Annotated in this window: 15 protein-coding genes; 4 read left to right on the top strand and 11 right to left on the bottom strand. The window is 73.3% G+C overall.

The features are described from left to right. Nucleotides 1–422: 422 nt before the first annotated feature. The 6 genes from proC to ACWCV3_RS07290 all read right to left on the bottom strand — a co-directional run bounded on the left by proC (nucleotide 423) and on the right by ACWCV3_RS07290 (nucleotide 4,715). Complete coding sequence (gene proC / locus ACWCV3_RS07265; protein WP_451219696.1) at nucleotides 423–1,235, bottom strand: pyrroline-5-carboxylate reductase; 813 nt, start codon at nucleotides 1,233–1,235, stop codon at nucleotides 423–425. 63 nt (nucleotides 1,236–1,298) lie between these two features. Next, nucleotides 1,299–2,072 (bottom strand): ABC transporter permease, encoded by a 774-nt coding sequence (locus tag ACWCV3_RS07270; RefSeq protein WP_451219699.1) that lies wholly within the window; start codon nucleotides 2,070–2,072, stop codon nucleotides 1,299–1,301. Further along, nucleotides 2,069–2,857: an ABC transporter ATP-binding protein gene (locus tag ACWCV3_RS07275; RefSeq protein ID WP_451219702.1), complete on the bottom strand. Its 789-nt coding sequence runs from the start codon at nucleotides 2,855–2,857 to the stop codon at nucleotides 2,069–2,071. The genes ACWCV3_RS07270 and ACWCV3_RS07275 overlap by 4 nt, the downstream gene beginning before the upstream one ends. A gap of 115 nt (nucleotides 2,858–2,972) precedes the next feature. Next, nucleotides 2,973–3,770, bottom strand: a complete 798-nt coding sequence (locus ACWCV3_RS07280; RefSeq protein ID WP_451219705.1) for a class I SAM-dependent methyltransferase — start codon at nucleotides 3,768–3,770, stop codon at nucleotides 2,973–2,975. Nucleotides 3,771–3,845: 75 nt separating this feature from the next. Next, nucleotides 3,846–4,358 (bottom strand): EamA/RhaT family transporter, encoded by a 513-nt coding sequence (locus tag ACWCV3_RS07285; protein ID WP_451219708.1) that lies wholly within the window; start codon nucleotides 4,356–4,358, stop codon nucleotides 3,846–3,848. A gap of 45 nt (nucleotides 4,359–4,403) precedes the next feature. Further along, the gene (locus ACWCV3_RS07290; RefSeq protein ID WP_451219711.1) at nucleotides 4,404–4,715 is read right to left on the bottom strand and encodes an SH3 domain-containing protein; all 312 of its coding nucleotides are present in this window, start codon (nucleotides 4,713–4,715) and stop codon (nucleotides 4,404–4,406) included. A 205-nt stretch (nucleotides 4,716–4,920) separates the two neighbouring features. On the opposite strand from ACWCV3_RS07290, the gene ACWCV3_RS07295 reads away from it, so the two are divergent. Further along, the gene (locus ACWCV3_RS07295) at nucleotides 4,921–7,035 is read left to right on the top strand and encodes a serine/threonine-protein kinase (protein ID WP_451219714.1); all 2,115 of its coding nucleotides are present in this window, start codon (nucleotides 4,921–4,923) and stop codon (nucleotides 7,033–7,035) included. A 37-nt stretch (nucleotides 7,036–7,072) separates the two neighbouring features. On the opposite strand, the gene ilvD is transcribed toward ACWCV3_RS07295, so the two are convergent. The 4 genes from ilvD to ACWCV3_RS07315 form a co-directional block, all read right to left on the bottom strand. Next, a complete protein-coding gene (gene ilvD, locus ACWCV3_RS07300; protein WP_451219717.1) occupies nucleotides 7,073–8,926 on the bottom strand; it encodes a dihydroxy-acid dehydratase in 1,854 nt (617 codons plus the stop codon). A gap of 176 nt (nucleotides 8,927–9,102) precedes the next feature. Beyond that, a complete protein-coding gene (locus tag ACWCV3_RS07305; RefSeq protein ID WP_451219720.1) occupies nucleotides 9,103–9,708 on the bottom strand; it encodes a TetR/AcrR family transcriptional regulator in 606 nt (201 codons plus the stop codon). Then, nucleotides 9,705–10,517: a sugar phosphate isomerase/epimerase family protein gene (locus ACWCV3_RS07310; RefSeq protein ID WP_451219723.1), complete on the bottom strand. Its 813-nt coding sequence runs from the start codon at nucleotides 10,515–10,517 to the stop codon at nucleotides 9,705–9,707. The genes ACWCV3_RS07305 and ACWCV3_RS07310 overlap by 4 nt, the downstream gene beginning before the upstream one ends. An 85-nt stretch (nucleotides 10,518–10,602) precedes the next feature. Next, nucleotides 10,603–11,535 carry a Ppx/GppA phosphatase family protein gene (locus tag ACWCV3_RS07315; protein ID WP_451219726.1) on the bottom strand — a complete coding sequence of 311 codons (933 nt, stop codon included), beginning with the start codon at nucleotides 11,533–11,535 and terminating at the stop codon, nucleotides 10,603–10,605. A 71-nt stretch (nucleotides 11,536–11,606) separates the two neighbouring features. Here ACWCV3_RS07315 and ACWCV3_RS07320 point away from each other — a divergent pair, with 71 nt between their 5' ends. Beyond that, entirely contained in the window at nucleotides 11,607–12,431 is an 825-nt protein-coding gene (locus tag ACWCV3_RS07320) for a hypothetical protein (protein ID WP_451219729.1), read from the top strand. A 46-nt stretch (nucleotides 12,432–12,477) separates the two neighbouring features. On the opposite strand, the gene ACWCV3_RS07325 is transcribed toward ACWCV3_RS07320, so the two are convergent. Further along, complete coding sequence (locus ACWCV3_RS07325; protein ID WP_451219732.1) at nucleotides 12,478–14,181, bottom strand: BACON domain-containing protein; 1,704 nt, start codon at nucleotides 14,179–14,181, stop codon at nucleotides 12,478–12,480. Nucleotides 14,182–14,422: 241 nt separating this feature from the next. On the opposite strand from ACWCV3_RS07325, the gene radA reads away from it, so the two are divergent. Together radA and disA are read left to right on the top strand one after the other, a co-directional pair. Continuing rightward, on the top strand, nucleotides 14,423–15,832 hold the full coding sequence (gene radA, locus ACWCV3_RS07330; protein ID WP_451219735.1) for a DNA repair protein RadA: 1,410 nt from the start codon (nucleotides 14,423–14,425) through the stop codon (nucleotides 15,830–15,832). An 80-nt stretch (nucleotides 15,833–15,912) separates the two neighbouring features. Beyond that, the gene (disA, locus tag ACWCV3_RS07335; RefSeq protein WP_451219737.1) at nucleotides 15,913–17,037 is read left to right on the top strand and encodes a DNA integrity scanning diadenylate cyclase DisA; all 1,125 of its coding nucleotides are present in this window, start codon (nucleotides 15,913–15,915) and stop codon (nucleotides 17,035–17,037) included. Nucleotides 17,038–17,098 lie beyond the last annotated feature (61 nt).

Here is a 17,098-nt window from a genome sequence, read left to right on the forward strand (position 1 = left end):
CGGTGTTTCCGACTCTATCAGATCTTTCCGATCCGATTTCCTCGGTGCTTTCCAGTTCCTCACTTCCGCGTTTCCGCTTCCGTGTTTCCCTTTCCGGCGGTTCCGACTCTATCAGATCCTTTCGGCGTCTGATTCCCAGTCAGAGGGGGTTGTCTTCCCGGCCCGCTGGGCCGTTCCGACGAGTGAGACTTTAGCGGATTCCCGGCTCCCGAGCTAATCGGGGGCCGCGTCCTTTCGAACACGGATTCCTCATTTCGCAAATGCGCGCACGGGCATGCGACAGCAAGTGTCGATGAGTAGTGGGCCTTGCGAGATGGCTGTCCGGGGACCGACCGGAGTCGGCTCTCACGTCGGACAGCTCGGAGTACATTACGCATCCAGGCAGAGGGTGTCAACCTTCTGCCTGGATGGTCGTGCCGGGGTCAGTCCTTCTTGCCGGAGGCCAGCTCGCGGCTGCGGTCGCGGGCCGCTTCCAGTGCCGCGATGAGGGCGGCCCGTACGCCGTGGTTCTCCAGCTCGCGGATGGCATTGATGGTCGTACCGGCCGGCGAGGTGACGTTCTCGCGGAGCTTGACCGGGTGCTCGCCGCTGTCGCGGAGCATCGTGGCGGCGCCGATCGCCGACTGCACGATCAGCTCGTGGGCCTTGTCGCGGGGCAGACCGAGCAGGATGCCGGCGTCCGTCATGGCCTCGACCAGGTAGAAGAAGTACGCCGGGCCGGAACCGGAGAGCGCGGTGCAGGCGTCCTGCTGGCCCTCGGGGACACGCAGGGTGTGGCCCACCGCGCCGAAGATCTCCTCGGCGGTGGCGACGTGCTCCTCAGTTGCGTGGCTGCCCGGCGAGATGACGGACATGGCCTCGTCCACCAGGGCCGGGGTGTTCGTCATGACGCGGACGACCGGGGTGCCCTCGGCGAGCCGCTCCTCGAAGAACGAGGTGGGGATGCCCGCGGCGCCGCTGATGATCAGGCGGTCGGCGGGGACATGCGGGGCGAGCTCGTCCAGGAGGGCGCCCATGTCCTGCGGCTTGACCGTGAGGATCAGCGTGTCGGCGCTCTTCGCGGCCTCGGTGTTGCTGACCGGGGTCACGCCATGGCGGGCGCTGAGTTCCTCGGCGCGTTCCGGGCGGCGGGCGGTGACCAGGAGGTCGGCCGGTGCCCAGCCGCCCCGGATCATCCCGCTGAGCAGGGCTTCGCCGATCTTTCCGGTGCCGAGGACTGCGACTTTCTGGCTCATGCCGTTCATCCTCGCACCGGGGACACGGCTGGTGGGGCGTTTGTCCGCTGGGCGGACGGGTCCTCAGTCGGTGCGGCGGCGCAGGGTGGCCGCACCGAGGACGAGGACCAGGAGCGCGCATCCGGCGACGATCAGTGCGTCCCGGACGAAGGCCGAGGTCAGGTCGGTTTGGTGGAGGACCTCGTTCATGCCGTCGACGGCGTAGGACATGGGCAGGACGTCGGAGACGGCCTCCAGCGCCGGGTGCATGTCCGCGCGGGGCGTGAACAGGCCGCACAGGAGGAGCTGGGGGAAGATCACCGCCGGCATGAACTGGACCGCCTGGAACTCCGAGGCGGCGAAGGCCGAGACGAAGAGGCCGAGGGCGGTGCCGAGCAGGGCGTCCAGGAGGGCGACCAGCAGGAGTAGCCAGGGTGATCCGGTGACGTCGAGACCGAGGAGCCAGACGGCCAGGCCGGTGGCGAGGGCGGACTGGACGACGGCCACGGTGCCGAAGGCGAGTGCGTAGCCGGCGATGAGGTCCGCCTTGCCGAGCGGCATCGCGAGGAGGCGTTCCAGGGTGCCGGAGGTGCGCTCGCGCAGGGTGGCGATGGAGGTCACCAGGAACATCGTGATCAGCGGGAAGATGCCGAGCAGTGAGGCACCGATGCCGTCGAAGGTGCGCGGGCTGGCGTCGAAGACGTAGCGCAGCAGGACCAGCATGAGGCACGGCACGAGGAGCATCAGCGCGATGGTCCTGGGGTCATGGCGGAGCTGACGCAGGACGCGTGCCGCGGTGGCGGTGGTGCGGGCGGTGCTGAAGACGGCGGTGCGGGCGGCCGGGATCGTCGTGCTCATCGGGTCGGCTCCTTGGTGTGGTCGTCGGCCTCGTCGACGAGGCGCAGGAAGGCGTCCTCCACGGTGTCGGTGGCGGTGCGGGCGCGCAGGTTCTCGGGGGTGTCCTCGGCGAGGACGTGTCCTTCGCGCATGAGGAGGAGGCGGTGGCAGCGCTCTGCCTCGTCCATGACGTGGGAGGAGACGAGGAGGGTGGTCCCGCGGTCGGCGAGTTCGTGGAAGAGGTTCCAGAGGTCGCGGCGGAGTACGGGGTCGAGGCCGACGGTCGGTTCGTCCAGGACGAGCAGATCGGGGGTGCCGAGGAGCGCGACGGCGAGGGAGACGCGGCTGCGCTGGCCGCCGGAGAGGTTGCCGGCCAGGGCGCCGGTGTGGGTGGTGAGGTCGACGTCGGCGATGGCGCGGGTGACGTGTTCGCGGCGGCGGTCGGCGGCGGACCGGCCGGGGTCGAGGATCGCGGCGAAGTAGTCGAGGTTCTGCTCGACGGTGAGGTCGTCGTACACCGAGGGGGCCTGGGTGACGTAGCCGACGCGGCTGCGCAGGGTGGCGTGGCCGGCGGGGCGGCCGAGGACGTCGAGGGTGCCGGTGACCTTGGCCTGGGTGCCGGTGATGGCGCGGATCAGCGTGGACTTGCCGCAGCCGGAGGGGCCGAGCAGGCCGGTGATCCGGCCTCGGGGGACGGTGAAGTGGAGGCCGTTCAGGACGGTGCGGGCGCCGCGTACGACGGTGAGGCCGGCGGCGCGGACGGCATCGGGTGCCGCCGGCTGGGATGGCCCGGGAACATTATTCATCACGTGATGAATAATGTTCCCGGGCCGGGATGCCGTCAAGGGGCGCCGTCAAGGAGCCGTGTCAGGGTCGGGCGGTTTCGGTTCAGGGGCGCCTCCGGGTCGGCTCCGGGTCCGGTCAGGGCCGGGTAGGGGGTTCCGGGGTGGTGGCGACGAGCAGAACCACCTCGTACGTCTCCTCGACCAGGCCGTCGGGGAAGACCTTGATCAGGTGGGCGCGCTCGGCGGCGAAGAACTCGGTGCGGGCGGGCTCGGGGGCGAGGAGGAAAGCGGAATGACTGCCGATGTTGGCCAGGTGGGTGTCGAGCGGCACGTGACGGCTCCAGCGGACCGAGCGCCGGCTGAAGTCGAGCCGGCCGCTGGGATCGGCGGCGGCGACGCGGTCGGTGGCCTTGCGCTGCTCGGTCTGTACGGGCAGACCGAGGAAGCGGGCGGCGCGCGCGGCGGCCGCGGCGATCCAGTCGACGTCCGTGGCGTCGGTGTTCCACCACAGTGCCAGCGTGCCGCCCGGCCGCAGCACGCGCAGCGCTTCCGGCACCGAGCGGGCCGGATCGGTCCAGTGCCAGGCCTGGGCGTACGTGACGAGGTCGGCCCGGGCACCGGCCACGGGAAGGGCGTCGCCGCTGCCCCGGACCAGAGAAAGGTGCGGGTTCCGGCGACGGAACTCGGCGGCCATGCCCGCGCCCGGCTCGACGGCGAGCACTTCGGCGCCCCGCTGGTGCAGCAGCTCGCTGGCGATGCCGGTCCCCGCGCCCACGTCGACGGCCCGGGTTCCGGTCAGGGGGCGTCCGGTGAGTTCCTCGATGGTGTCGAAGAGCGCGGGCGGATAGGAGGGGCGGTTCTCGGCGTACTGCGCGGCGGCCGCGTTGAAGGAGTGGGCGCGGGCGCCGGCGGTGGGGGCCTCTGGTGCGGTCATGCCGCCCATGCTGTCGGCGTGGGGCGGGTCGGGACAGGGGTTTTGTGGCCGGGCGCCCCGGTGCCGCCGCCGGGGTCAGGCGCGGCGCTTCTTGCGGGCCTTCGCGGGGTTGCCCGTGCGCCGGGACCGGGTCCGCTGGTACTCGGCGCGGGCCGTGTCGTACTCGGCGCGGTGCAGTTTCTCGCCGGGCGCCTCGGTGAGGGAGCGGGCGGACCAGGCGAGGAGGGTGCCGACGAAGCCCACGGCGAGCAGTCCGCGCAGCCGGGCCTGGCGCTCGGGGTCGGGGCGGCGGCCGAAGTTGTCCCAGGTGGTGCGGAAGGCGAGCGCGCTGCACACCGCGAACATGGCGATGACCAGGACGGTCACGAACGAACCGGTACCGGCGATCTGGAGGCCCTGGTAGGCCAGGCGCAGGATCACGCAGGAGACGGCGGCCGCGGCGAGGGCTCCGATGGCGACGGCGGCGCGGCGGGCAGCGTAGCCGCCGGTGTGGTCCACCCAGGTCGTGCCGAAGAAGCGGAGGGGTTCGGGGCGGGGGCCGCCCGTGGAGCCCGCCGGGGTGGTGTCGGTGCCGGTCTCGTCGCTCACGCGTCGATTATGGCTCCGCCGCCCCGCGGGCGCCGGGGCGGGGCGTCAGCCGCAGCGGCCGGTGACGTAGCCGTCGCTGCCGGTGTGCACATAGGTGTCGGACACGTACTCGCCGGAGCCGATGTTGTCCCAGATCTTCGAGGTGCCGTACGGGCCGGTCACCGTGGTGCCGGGCGTCTGGCAGTAGATGGTGACGCTGGAGCCGGCGGGCAGCGTACGGACGACGCCGTAGCCGGTGCCGGGGCCGCTGCGCACGTTGAGCGGGGCGCCCGGTGCGATCGGGAAGCGGGGCGCGGTGGCCGTGGCGGTGGCCGTCGCCGGCTCGGCCAGGATCGTGGGCGCGTGGTCGTCGGACATGAGATACCTCCCCCGTGACACCCCGTGACGACCACGGGGTGGTGACACCGCTCGCCGGGCATCGCGTACGGGTGCCGGACGGGCGGGCGGGCCCCGGCCGCGCCGCGACTCGCAGGCGGAGGTTAGCAAGCCGCCTCGGCGTCGTACGGGCAATCGAATAGGCTCCTTTCGTCGCGCGCGCGGCCGATGAGCACGGGGGTGGTCCATGGCGCCACGGCACAGCACCGGAACCGGCGCGGAAGCGGAACTTCCGGAGTACGCCGGCCACTTCCGGCTGGAGTCGCAGCTCGGTTCCGGCGGGATGGGTGTGGTGCATCTGGCCCGCAGCGCCTCCGGGATGCGGGTGGCGGTGAAGGTGGTGCACGCCGAGTTCGCGCGGGACCCCGAGTTCCGGGGGCGGTTCCGGCAGGAGGTGGCGGCCGCGCGGCGGGTGAGCGGTGCGTTCACCGCGCCGGTGGTGGACGCGGACCCGGAGGCGGCGCGGCCGTGGATGGCGACGCTGTTCATCCCCGGGCCGACACTGTCCCAGCAGGTGAAGCGGAACGGCCCGCTGGAGCCCGCGCAGGTACGGCGGCTGATGGCCGGGCTCGCCGAGGCGCTCAGGGACATCCACCGGGTCGGTGTGGTGCACCGGGATCTCAAGCCGGGGAACGTGCTGCTGGCCGAGGACGGGCCGAAGGTGATCGACTTCGGGATCTCCCGGCCGAAGGACAGCGAACTGCGCACGGAGACAGGGAAGTTGATCGGCACGCCGCCGTTCATGGCTCCGGAGCAGTTCCGGCGGCCTCGGGAGGTGGGGCCGGCGGCGGACGTGTTCGCGCTCGGGTCGGTGATCGTGCACGCGGCGACCGGGCGGGGGCCGTTCGACTCGGACAGTCCGTATGTCGTGGCCTACCAGGTGGTGCACGACGAGCCGGAACTGGCCGGGGTTCCGGAGGGGCTCGCGCCGCTGGTGCGGCGGTGCCTGGCGAAGGAGCCGGAGGACCGGCCGACGCCGGACGAGCTGATGCTGGCGCTGCGTTCGGTCGCGGCCTCGTACGACACGCAGGCGTTCATACCGGCACAGCGGGAGGGAACGGCGGACGGGGACGCCTTGCGGGAGGAGGAGCCCGCTGTCCCGCCCGAGCCGGCTCCGCCGAAGCGGCGCCGGTGGCGCGGGCGGGCCGTGCTTGCGGCCACCGCCGCGGTGCTGGCCGTCGGCGGGGTGGTGGCCTCGGTGCAGTGGGCGGGGGCAGGGCAGAGGCACGGCGCCCGCCCGCAGGCGGCTCCGGCGGTGACGGCGGCCGGGTTCGCGGGGTGGCGGTCCGCGGTGGTGGCCGGGGTACCCGGGGCGCCCCGGTGTGTGCTGGGTGCGGGCAAGTTGCTGTGCACGGCGGACGGGGCGGTCTTCGCGCTGGACCCGGTGAAGGGTTCCGTGGTGTGGCGGCGGACGTTCGCTGGGGCGATGTGGAGTGATCCGCCTGTGGTGTCGGGCGGGGCGCTGCGGCTGCGGAACCAGAGCGGGCGGCTGACGGCGCTCGATCCGGGCACGGGGCGTACGCGTGGGGAGCGGGAGCTGACCGGGGACACCGGAACGCGGTACATCGGCGACACGCTGGTGACGACCAGGGCGGACGGGGTGGTCTTCGGGGCGGGGAGCCGTTCGGGGAAGGAGGAGTGGCGGCTGCCGCTGCCGGACGGGACCCGGCCGCGGATCGACGCCTTCGGCGCCGGTTCGGACGGGTACGCGACGGCGACCTCGGCGGACGGGAGGAGTAGCCGGGTCACGGCGTTCGACCCGGCGTCCGGGGCCGTGCGGTGGAGCCGGCGGATGCCGGGGATGGTCGAACCGGTGGGCGCCGGGGGCGGGTTCGTCTACTTCCTCGACGACGACCCCGTGTACGGGGACACCAGGGGGCTGGTGCGCTACGAGGTGAAGTCGGGCGCCACGCGCAGGGTTTCGCTGCTGGGGCCGCGGCCGGACGCCCAGGCCACCGTGCGCCACGGGGTGGTGTACCTGCTCGCGGCGAACGGGGGCCTGGACGCGGTGGACATGGCGGCGGGCAAGCCGTCGTGGCACCTGGAGACGACGGTGAGCCGGGGCTCGGCACCGGTGACGGACGGGCGGCGGGTGTACTTCTCGGCCGCCGACGGGCGGCTGCTCGCGGTGGACGCCCGCCGGGGCACCCTCGCCGGTCAGACCCGCCCCCGGCTCGGTGCGCGGGCGGACCGGGTGACGGCGGGGCTGCCGACGCCGGTGCTCGCGCGGGGACATGTGTACGCGGGGGCGCCGGACGGGTCGGTGTTCGCGGTGAACACGGCTGATCCGGCGGCCTGGTGAGCAAGAAGCGCACCGGCCGCCGGATCGGCCGAGGGGTTCAGCCCAGGAGGGAGACGTCGCGGACGGCGCCCTTGTCGGCGCTGGTGGCCATGGCCGCGTAGGCGCGCAGGGCGGCGGACACCTTGCGGGTGCGGTCGGCGGGGGCGTAGACGCCGTTCAGACCGGCTTCGCGGCGGGCGAGTTCGGCGTCGTCGACGAGGAGTTCGATGGTGCGGTTCGGGATGTCGATGCGGATGCGGTCGCCGTCCTGGACCAGGGCGATGGTGCCGCCGGAGGCCGCTTCGGGGGAGGCGTGGCCGATGGAGAGGCCGGAGGTGCCGCCGGAGAAGCGGCCGTCGGTGATCAGGGCGCAGGTCTTCCCGAGGCCGCGGCCCTTGAGGTACGAGGTCGGGTAGAGCATCTCCTGCATGCCGGGGCCGCCCTTGGGGCCCTCGTAGCGGATGACGACCACGTCGCCGTCCTTGACCTCCTGGGTGAGGATGCGCTGGACGGCCTCCTCCTGGGACTCGCAGACGACGGCGGGCCCCTCGAAGGTCCACACCGACTCGTCGACGCCCGCGGTCTTCACCACACAGCCGTCGACGGCCAGGTTGCCCTTGAGGACGGCGAGGCCGCCGTCCTTGGAGTAGGCGTGCTCGGCGGAGCGGATGCAGCCGCCCTCGGCGTCGTCGTCCAGGGAGTCCCAGCGCTCGGACTGGGAGAAGGCCTCGGCGGAGCGGACGCAGCCGGGGGCCGCGTGCCACAGCTCGACCGCCTCGGCGGACGGGGAGCCGCCGCGCACGTCCCAGGTCTTCAGCCAGTCGGCCAGCGAGGGACTGTGGACGGAGGTCACGTCCTCGTTGAGCAGACCGGCGCGGTGCAGTTCGCCGAGGAGGGCGGGGATGCCGCCGGCGCGGTGCACGTCCTCCATGTAGTACGTGCGGTTCTTCGCGACGTTGGGCGCGACCTTGGCCAGGCACGGGACGCGGCGGGAGACGGCGTCGATCTCCGGGAGGCCGAAGGGGACGCCCGCCTCCTGGGCGGCGGCCAGCAGGTGCAGGATCGTGTTGGTGGAGCCGCCCATGGCGATGTCCAGCGCCATGGCGTTCTCGAAGGCCGCGAAGGTGGCGACGGAGCGGGGGAGGACGGTCTCGTCGTCCTGCTCGTAGTAGCGGCGGGTGATCTCCATGACCGTGCGGGCGGCGTCCTCGTAGAGGGCGCGGCGGGCGGTGTGGGTGGCGAGGACCGAGCCGTTGCCGGGCAGGGAGAGGCCGATGGCCTCGGTGAGGCAGTTCATCGAGTTGGCGGTGAACATGCCGGAACAGCTGCCGCAGGTCGGGCAGGCGTTCTCCTCGATGCGGAGGATGTCCTCGTCGGAGATCTTGTCGTTGACCGCGTCGGAGATCGCGTCGACCAGGTCCAGCGTGCGCACGGTGCCGTCGACCAGGGTGGCGCGGCCGGACTCCATGGGCCCGCCGGAGACGAAGACGGTCGGGATGTTCAGGCGCAGCGCGGCCATCAGCATGCCCGGCGTGATCTTGTCGCAGTTGGAGATGCAGACCAGGGCGTCGGCGCAGTGGGCCTCGACCATGTACTCCACCGAGTCCGCGATCAGGTCGCGGGAGGGCAGGGAGTAGAGCATGCCGCCGTGGCCCATGGCGATGCCGTCGTCCACGGCGATGGTGTTGAACTCGCGCGGGATGCCGCCCGCGGCCGTGATCGCCTCGCTGACGATGCGGCCGACCGGCTGGAGGTGGGTGTGGCCGGGGACGAACTCGGTGAAGGAGTTGGCGACCGCGATGACGGGCTTGCGGCCGATGTCCGCACCGGGTACACCCGAGGCGCGCATAAGGGCGCGGGCGCCCGCCATGTTGCGGCCGTGGGTGACTGTGCGGGACCTCAGCTCGGGCATCGTCGCTCGCTCCTTCGTGAGAAGTCGGGTCAGAGAGACTTCTGACTGCTCCGAGCGTACGCCGGTCATCCACGAGGCGGGACGAAGTGTCCGGAATACGGGACGGACGTCTTGGCGCCCGGGCTCCGCAACGCCCCGTCGACCCGCCCCCGCGGCACCTCGTGCCGCACCCCGGCTCACCGCTCCGTGAGATGCCCCTGCACCACCGGTGCCAGGCGGGCCACGATCCGCTCCAGATCGGCCGAGGCCAGCGGCTCCACCTTGATCACGTAGCGCAGCATGGCCGTGCCGACCAGTTGGGCGGCGGCCAGCTCGACGCGCAGCTCGGCGTCCGGCACCTCCAGGCGCCCGGCGATGCGGCTCAGGAGCTGGGCGGCGATCAGGCGGCGGAAGACGGCGGCGGCGGTGTCGTTGTTGACGGCGGAGCGGACGATGGCGAGCAGCGGGGTGCGGGTGGCGGGGTTCTCCCACACGCCCAGCACGAACCGGGTCAGCCGCTCCCCCACGGAGTCCAGCGGGCCCTCGGCGATCGCGTCCGGAGCCGCGAGGGCGGGTGCGAAGGCGACCGCGACGGCGGCCTCGAAGACCTGCTCCTTGGTGCCGAAGTAGTGGTGGACCAGCGCGGAGTCGACCCCGGCGGCCTTGGCGATGCCGCGTACGGAGGTCTTCTCGTAACCGCGCTCGGAGAACTCCGCGCGGGCGGCGTCGAGGATGCGGTCGCGGGTGTCGCCGGACTCGGCGCGCGGGGGCCGTCCCCGGCGCCGGGCGGTGGGCTCGCTCACGGCCGGGGCACCCCGGCGCCCGCCGCGAGGTGGTGGCGGGTGAAGGCGAGGGCCTCGGCGAGGTCGGCCTCGCGTTCGGCGCCGGACATGGCCCGGCGGGTGTTGACCTCGATGACGACATGGCCGTCGAAACCGGTGCGGGTGAGGCGGTCCAGCAGTTCGGCGCACGGCTGGGTGCCGCGGCCGGGCACCAGGTGCTCGTCCTTGGCGGAGCCCCGGCCGTCGGCGAGATGGACGTGGCCGAGCCGGTCGCCCATGCGGTCGATCATGCCGAGGGCGTCGGTGCGGGCGGTCGCCGTGTGGCTGAGGTCGATCGTGTAGTGCCGGTAGTCGTCCTTGGTGACGTCCCACTCGGGGGCGTAGGCGAGCAGTTCGCGGTCGCGGTAGCGCCAGGGGTACATGTTCTCGACGGCGAACCGCACGTCGGTCTCGTCGGCCATGCGCCAGATGCCGTCGACGAACTCGCGCGCGTACTGCCGCTGCCAGCGGAAGGGCGGGTGGACGACGACGGTGGAGGCGCCCAGCCTCTCGGCGGCGGACCGGGCGCGGCGCAGCTTGGTCCAGGGGTCGGTGGACCAGACCCGCTGGGTGATCAGCAGGCAGGGCGCGTGCACGGCGAGGATCGGCACGCCGTGGTGGTCGGACAGGCGGCGCAGCGCCTCGACGTCCTGGCTGACGGGGTCGGTCCACACCATGACCTCGACGCCGTCGTAGCCGAGGCGCGCGGCGATCTCGAAGGCCGTCGCCGTCGACTCCGGGTAGACCGAGGCCGTCGACAGGGCGACCTTTACGTCCCTTGGTTCAGCCACGGAGACACCTTACGGGGTGGGGTACCGGGGACGAGGGGTGTCTCCGGGCCGGTGTGAGCTTCGCCATCGCCGGCCGGGCCGCGGGTCACGCCGAGCCCATGTGGTCCAGGCGCCGCAGGATGACGCCCTCGCGCAGGGCCCACGGGCAGATCTCCAGGCTCTCCACGCCGAACAGGTCCATCGCGCCCTCGGCCACCAGCGCGCCGGCGAGGATCTGCCCGGCCCGCCCCTCGGAGACACCGGGGAGCTCGGCGCGCTGCGCCGCGGACATCGCGGCGAGCCGGGGCACCCACGCCTCCAGCGACTCCCGCTTCAGCTCTCGCTGTACGTAGAGGCCCTCTGCGTCCCGCGCGGCACCCGCGATCCGGGCGAGCTGCTTGAAGGTCTTGGAGGTGGCGACGACATGATCGGGGGCGCCGAAGCGGCTGAACTCGCCGACGGTCCGGGCGATCTCGGCGCGCGCGTGGCGGCGCAGCGCGCGCACCTCGTCCGGCGTCGGCGGGTCCTGGCGCAGCCAGCCCGCGGTGAGGCGGCCGGCACCGAGCGGGAGGGAGGCGGCCGCGTCGGGCTGCTCGTCGATGCCGTAGGCGATCTCCAGCGAGCCGCCGCCGATGTCCAGCACGAGCAGCTTCCCGGCGGACCAGCCGAACCAGCGGCGGACGGCGAGGAAGGTGAGCCGGGCCTCCTCGGCGCCGCTCAGTACCTGGAGGCGGACGCCGGTCGCGTCGGCGACGCGCGTGAGGACGTCGTCGGCGTTGCGGGCGTCGCGCACGGCGGAGGTGGCGAAGGGCAGCAGGTCCTCGACGCCCTTGTCCTCGGCGGCCTGGAGGGCGTCCCGTACGACGGCGACGAGGCTTTCGATGCCCTCCTCGCCGATCGCGCCGCTGTCGTCGAGGAGTTGGGCGAGCCGCAGATCGGCCTTGTGGGAGTGGGCGGGCAGCGGGCGGGCGCCGGGGTGGGCGTCCACCACCAGCAGATGCACCGTGTTCGAGCCCACGTCCAGGACACCGAGTCTCATGGACGAAACGCTACTGCCAGAAGCCCCGTCCGCGGTGCCCGTACGGCCCTCGTGCGACTTACCCTGGACGGGTGCCAAAGACGAAAAAGGCCAAGGTCGACAAGACCGACAAGCCGACCAGGTCACGCAAAGCCGCCAAGGCCCCCAAGGGTGACGAGAAGGGCCTGGACTTCGCGCGCGCGTGGGTGGAGTTCCCCGACCCCGCCGACGACGAGCAGGTCTTCCGCTGCGACCTGACCTGGCTGACCTCCCGCTGGACGTGCATCTTCGGCCAGGGCTGCCAGGGCATCCAGGCGGGCCGCGCGGCCGACGGCTGCTGCACCCTGGGCGCGCACTTCTCCGACGAGGACGACGAGAAGCGGGTCGCGGATCACGTGGCCCGGCTCACCCCGGACATCTGGCAGCACCATGCCGAGGGGCTGGCGGGCGGCTGGGTCTCGAAGGACGACGAGGGCTCGCGGCAGACTCGGCCCTTCGAGGGCTCCTGCATCTTCCAGAACCGGCCCGGCTTCGAGGGCGGCGCGGGCTGCTCGCTGCACATCCTGGCGCTCAAGGAGGGCCGGGAGCCGCTGGAGACCAAGCCGGACGTGTGCTGGCAGCTGCCGATCCGGCGCACCTACGACTGGATCGACCGCCCCGACGACACCCGCGTCCTCCAGGTGTCCATCGGTGAGTACGACCGGCGAGGCTGGGGTCCCGGCGGCCACGACCTGCACTGGTGGTGCACCTCGGCCACCTCGGCGCACGGCGCGGGCGAGCCGGTCTACGTCTCCTACCGGGCCGAGCTGACCGAACTGATGGGCAAGGCGGGCTACGACCGCCTGGTCGAGCTGTGCGAGCAGCGGCTGGCGTCCCGGTTGCCGCTGGTCGCTCCGCACCCGGCGGACCCCGCCTGAGGACGCTGCCGCTGTCCTCAGGCGGGCGCGGATCACCGCAGGGACCTCAGCCGTCGACCGGACTCGGGGTGTCCTCGTCGTCGCCCGGCGGCGGGGACGACTCCGGCGGGTCGGACGGGAACGGGTCGGACGGGACGGGGTCCGGGCTCGGGGAGGCACTGGACGGCGGCGGGGACTGGCTGGGCGGGGTGGCGGAGGGCGGCGCGGTCGGTGTCGTGGGGCCCGGGCGCGGTGTGCCGGGCCGGGGGCGCGGGGGCACCGGGGCCGGACCGCGGCCGGCGATGGTGACGACGGCGCCGGCCGGGGCGACGGCCACCCGGGCCCGCCAGCGGCCGGCGGGCTCGCGCAGGTGGTCGACGTGCACCTTGACCGTGACCGAATCGCCGGGGTCGAGGGTGCCGGCGGACCGGCTGAGGTAGAGCCAGGGCGCCGAGGTGGTCGCGGACCAGCGCACCGGCGCGTCGCCGGACGCGCTGAGGGTGATCAGCGTGGTGTCGCCGTGGTGGGCGGCGGCGACCGCGAGCCGGCCGGCGCTCCTGTCCCCGGTGCCGTTGACGCTGACGACCTCCACGGAGACGTCCGGCTCCCCCTTCCCGGCGGGCCGGCTGCCCGGTTTCACGCTGGCGTTGCCCGCGTTCTGGTAGCCGCCGGCCGGGTCGCCGCCGAGCACGCCGGGGCCGGCCGCCTCGCGGGCGGCGCCGGGGCTGTCGTCGCCGCCGAGCGCGGGGGCTCCCCGGTAGGCGGCCCACAGTGCGAGCACCGGGGCGGCGACCACCGTGGCGACGACGGTCGTGGTGACGGCACGCGAGCGGAGCTTGTCGCGGCGGGCCGCGCGGTCCTTGGGGTCCATCGGGAAGCCGCGCCGGTCGAAGCGCGGCACGGCGGCGGACCGGGCGCGCGGCGGCTGCGCGAGCGCGCTGCGCAGTGCGGCGCGGGGTGCTGGCAGCAGGGGCAGCTCGGCGGGGGTGACGGCGGCGCCGGGCCAGCGGCCGGGTACGGCGCGTTCGGCGGTGCGGCGACAGCGCGGGCAGTCGTCGACGTGCCGGACCAGTTCGCGGCGCAGGGCCGCGCTCAGCATCAACTGGCTGTCGCCGGTGAGGTGGGCAACGCTCGGGCAGCCCCCGGTCTCCACCACGGCGAGGGCGGCGCGGGTGCGCTCGACCTCGCAGGCGGCGGAGGCCAGCAGTTCACGGGCCGCGGCGGGCTCCAGGCCGAGCACGGCGGCGACCTCGGGAGCGGCGAGCTTGTGCCGGACGGCCAGTTCCAGCGCCTCACGTTGCTCGGGCGTGGTTCCGGCCGCCTCCGGCCAGGCCAGCAGGGCGAGTTCGCGGCGGCGCAGCTCCAGCACCTCGGCGGGCGGAGCGGGTTCGGCCGCCGGGGCGCCGTGGCCGGGGCGGGCGGCGGCGTGGGGGGCCTGGCGGGTGCGACGGGCCTGGGCGAGGCCGCGCAGACAGGCCCAGCGGGCCAGCGCGTACAGCCAGGCCCGGTGGTCGCCGGGGATGTGCGGGTCGCGGCGGCCGCGTCGTTCCGCGATGACGAGGACCTCGCTCAGGGCGGCGGTGGCCGCTTCGTGGTCGCACAGCACGGACAGGCAGTAGGTGAACAGGCCGTCCAGGTAAGCCTCATGGCGCGACGACGCCCGCTGGGCGATGTTCCGCGCCGCGGATCGGTCGCGCGCCTCCCGGTGCGCCCGTTGCGCCCGGTGTGCGCCGGTGGTGCGGGTCGTGGTCTCCGGAGTGCTGCTCGTCACCTGTGCGACCGTAGGCGTCGGCGGAGTGCCCCTTCTCGCACCTTGAGCACTTTTAATCCGTACGGGTGAAACGATCCCTCATAAGGGGACACCGGCCTCGGCGAAGCGGGCGCGAAACCGGCGGACACCGTCCGGAACCGTTCGCTCCGCGTGCGCCCCGACGCCCCGGCGTGCGCCCGGCTCGCGCGCCCTTGGGGGACGGGCTGCGGGCGTTGTCGGTGGTGGGGGCTACGGTTTCCGCATGGCCACCCGTACCAAGTCCGCCAAGGAGCGTCCGTCCTACCGCTGCACCGAGTGCGGCTGGCAGACGGCCAAGTGGCTCGGCCGCTGCCCCGAGTGCCAGGCGTGGGGCACGGTCGAGGAGTACGGCGCGCCCGCGGTCCGTACGACGGCGCCGGGCCGCGTCACCAGCTCCGCCCTGCCCATCGGCCAGGTCGACGGCCGCCAGGCCACCGCCCGCACCACCGGTGTCCCCGAGCTGGACCGGGTGCTCGGCGGCGGACTCGTGCCCGGCGCGGTGGTGCTGCTCGCGGGCGAGCCGGGCGTCGGCAAGTCCACACTGCTGCTCGACGTGGCGGCCAAGTCGGCGAGCGAGGAGCACAGGACCCTCTATGTGACCGGCGAGGAGTCCGCGAGCCAGGTACGGATGCGCGCCGACCGCATCGGCGCCCTGCACGACCACCTCTATCTCGCCGCCGAGACCGATCTGGCCGCCGTGCTCGGCCACTTGGACGCGGTCAAGCCCTCGCTGCTGATCCTGGACTCGGTGCAGACGGTCGCCTCCCCCGAGATCGACGGCGCCCCCGGTGGCATGGCCCAGGTCCGCGAGGTGGCCGGCGCCCTGATCCGCGCCTCCAAGGAGCGCGGCATGTCCACCCTGCTGGTGGGCCATGTCACCAAGGACGGCGCCATCGCGGGCCCCCGCCTGCTGGAGCACCTGGTCGACGTCGTCCTGAGCTTCGAGGGCGACCGGCACGCACGCCTCCGCCTGGTCCGCGGCGTGAAGAACCGGTACGGGGCGACGGACGAGGTCGGCTGCTTCGAGCTGCACGACGAGGGCATCACCGGCCTCGCCGACCCCAGCGGCCTCTTCCTCACCCGGCGCGCCGAGCCGGTGCCCGGCACCTGTCTGACCGTGACCCTGGAAGGGCGCCGCCCGCTGGTGGCCGAGGTGCAGGCGCTCACCGTGGACTCCCAGATCCCCTCGCCCCGCCGCACCACCTCCGGCCTGGAGACCTCGCGCGTCTCGATGATGCTGGCGGTGCTGGAGCAGCGCGGCCGGATCAGCGCGCTCGGCAAGCGGGACATCTACTCCGCGACCGTCGGCGGGGTGAAGCTGTCCGAGCCCGCCGCCGACCTGGCCGTCGCGCTGGCGCTCGCCTCGGCGGCGAGCGACACCCCGCTGCCGAAGAACCTGGTCGCCATCGGTGAGGTGGGTCTCGCCGGCGAGGTCAGACGCGTCACAGGCGTGCAGCGCCGGCTCGCGGAGGCGGCCCGGCTGGGCTTCACGCACGCGCTCGTACCGGGCGATCCGGGCAAGGTCCCGGCCGGGATGAAGGTCGTGGAGGTGGCCGACATCGGCGACGCGCTGCGGGTGCTGCCCCGCTCCCGTCGCCGAGAGGCCCCGCGGGAGACGGAGGACCGCCGGTAGACTTTGCGCAGGTCTCGCCCGTCCGTGCGAAACGCGTGCCGTGACGGAAGCGCGTCAGAACCTGCGACCGGAGGAGTGCAGTGGCAGCCAACGACCGGGCAGCAGCTCCCGGAAAGTCCGGTGGGAGTGCCGGTGCCGATGGCCTGATGCGCGCCTCGCTGAGCGCCGTCGCCCCGGGCACCGCCCTGCGCGACGGTCTGGAGCGGGTCCTGCGCGGCAACACCGGCGGCCTGATCCTGCTGGGCTGGGACAAGACGGTCGAGGCGATGTGCACCGGCGGTTTCGTGCTGGACGTGGAGTTCACCGCGACCCGGCTGCGTGAGCTGTGCAAGCTGGACGGCGGCATCGTCCTCTCCTCGGACCTGTCCAAGATCCTGCGCGCCGGGGTCCAGCTCGTACCGGACCCCACGATCCCCACCGAGGAGACGGGCACCAGGCACCGCACGGCCGACCGGGTGTCCAAGCAGGTCGGCTTCCCCGTGGTCTCGGTGTCCCAGTCGATGCGGCTGATCGCGCTGTACGTCGACGGACAGCGCCGGGTCCTGGAGGACTCGGCGGCGATCCTCTCCCGCGCCAACCAGGCCCTGGCCACCCTGGAGCGGTACAAGCTGCGCCTGGACGAGGTCGCGGGCACGCTGTCCGCGCTGGAGATCGAGGACCTGGTGACGGTCCGGGACGTCTCCGCGGTCGCCCAGCGCCTGGAGATGGTCCGGCGTATCGCCACCGAGATCGCGGAGTACGTGGTCGAGCTCGGCACGGACGGACGTCTGCTGGCGCTGCAGCTGGAGGAGCTGATCGCCGGGGTCGAGCCGGACCGTGAGCTGGTCGTCCGGGACTACGTGCCCGAGCCCACGGCGAAGCGGTCGCGCACGGTGGAGGAGGCGTTGTCCGAGCTGGACGCGCTGAGCCATGCGGAGTTGCTCGAACTGGGCACGGTGGCGCGGGGGATGGGGTACACCGCGTCTCCCGAGTCGCTGGACTCGGCGGTCTCGCCCCGCGGGTTCCGGTTGCTGGCGAAGGTTCCGCGGTTGCCGGGGGCGATCATCGACCGGCTGGTGGAGCACTTCGGAGGCCTGCAGAAGTTGCTCGCTGCCAGCGTGGACGATCTGCAGGCGGTCGACGGTGTGGGAGAGGCGCGGGCTCGCAGCGTGCGGGAAGGTCTCTCGCGGCTGGCCGAGTCCTCCATCCTGGAGCGGTACGTCTAAGGGCTGTGCAGCCGTGTCCGGTCGCGCGGTTTCCCGCGGCCCTGACGGCACGGCCCTCAAG

The sequence above is a fragment of the Streptomyces sp. NPDC001781 genome (genome assembly GCF_053596035.1).